Genomic DNA, 1,586 nt, shown 5'->3' with positions numbered 1-1,586 from the left:
CGCCTGATCAGCTGAGACGGGCGGGCTCGGCGCCATGCCGGGCCCGCCCGCACCACCCCCGGCGCAGTGCCCGTGCCGGGGGTGGTGCGGGACGGCTGTCAACGAGGGGCGATCAACGGGGCGAAGTCGACGCGGGTCAGCGGCTGTTCGGACAGTGAACCGTCCGCGCGGGGCACCCGGAGCGGCCGGCCGTCACGGGAGAACGTGACGGTGGTGACGTCGTCACGGCTGGTGAGGGTGCAGACGATCTGCCCGAACGCGAGGACCTCGTCGCTGCGGCCGGCATCCTCACCAGGTTTGTCGACCACGACGCGGGCCTCGGTGCCGGTGACCGTGACCCCGGCGGCGTTGACCGCTCCCGCCAGCGCGGTGGTCAGGTCCGTGTCACGCTCGGCCGCCGTGGGTCCGGCCAGCAGATGGCGCAGTTGTTCCTCGACGGTGGGTGGCCGGTCGACCCGCCGGACGAACGAGATGATCCGGTTGTCCCGCACGAAGCAGAGCGTCTCGGCGGCCGGGCCGACCGGCGCGCTCGTGTCGGCGGACGCGGAGCTCTGGAATGGCCCCTGCGGTGCCTGCACCACCCGGGGGGCGTCATCGGTCGGGATGCTGCAGCCGGTCAGCGATGCGGCAACCGCCAGGACGACGAGATGACGATGTTTCACGGCAGGCTCCCCGGCAGGGTGACGCGGAAGCGGGCGCCGCCGCCGGGCCGGTCGCCGACGGTCACGTGTCCGCCATGTGCCGCGGCGTGCTGCGCGACCAGCGCGAGCCCGAGCCCGGTGCCGTCGCCGGTGCCGCGGGTGTGCGCCGCTCGCCCCCGAACGAACCGGTCGAAGATCGCCTCGCGGTCCTCGACGGGCACGCCCGGTCCGTCATCATCGACCTCGATGACTCCGGCGGCACCGTCGCGACCCAGCCGGACGCCGGCGGGACCACCCCCGTAGGTCACCGCGTTGTCGAGCAGGTTCGCCAGGACCTGCGCGACGCGGCGCCGCTCCACCAGCCACGTCGCCGGCACGTCGGGGGCGAGCTGGACGAGCGTCGTGGGCAGGTCGAGGGCGCGGCAGGCGTCGCGGGCCAGCCCCACGACGTCCACGGGCGCCCGGTGTGCGGGCTGGTCGCTGCGGGCCAGGTCGATCAGGTCGTTGACGAGCCGCTGGAAACGGTCGATCTCGTCGGCGACCAGCCCGGCCGCGATGGCGGTCCGTTCGTCCTGGTGTTCCCGACGGCGGGCCAGGACGCTGGCCGCCGCGGCGAGGGTCTGCAACGGCGAGCGCAGCTCGTGGCTGACGTCGGCGGCGAACCGGCGGTCCCGTTCGATGCGGTGGGCGAGGCGGTCGACCATCTGGTTGAACGAGGAGGACAGGCGGGTCAGGTCGGGGTCGGTGGCCGTGTCGAGGCGGGCGGTGAAGTCGCCGGCCGCGATCTTCTCGGCCGCGTCGGCGACAGCGGTCAGCGGGCGCAGCCCGTGCCGGGTGGCGTACCAGCCGAGTGCCGCGCCGGACCCGGCGACCATGATCGCGACGGTGGTCAGCGCGAGGGCCAGGACCTGGAACGTCTGCTCCAGCTCCCGCAGCGAGTTGACC

2 protein-coding genes are annotated in these 1,586 nt (G+C 74.1%); both read right to left on the bottom strand.

What is annotated here, in order from left to right; all coding sequences use genetic code 11:
• Positions 1 to 98: 98 nt before the first annotated feature.
• The gene (locus KBX53_RS32435; RefSeq protein ID WP_210863662.1) at positions 99 to 662 is read right to left on the bottom strand and encodes a GerMN domain-containing protein; all 564 of its coding nucleotides are present in this window, start codon (positions 660 to 662) and stop codon (positions 99 to 101) included.
• The coding region (locus tag KBX53_RS32430; RefSeq protein WP_210863660.1) for a cell wall metabolism sensor histidine kinase WalK at positions 659 to 1,586 on the bottom strand (928 nt) is incomplete at its 5' end. The genes KBX53_RS32435 and KBX53_RS32430, both read right to left, overlap by 4 nt.

Origin of the sequence: Micromonospora sp. M51, assembly GCF_018070305.1 — a bacterium.
In the GTDB taxonomy this organism is placed as follows: domain Bacteria; phylum Actinomycetota; class Actinomycetes; order Mycobacteriales; family Micromonosporaceae; genus Micromonospora; species Micromonospora parva.
Note: the sequence above shows the minus strand (reverse complement) of the source record. Positions and strands in the feature narration are given on the sequence as shown.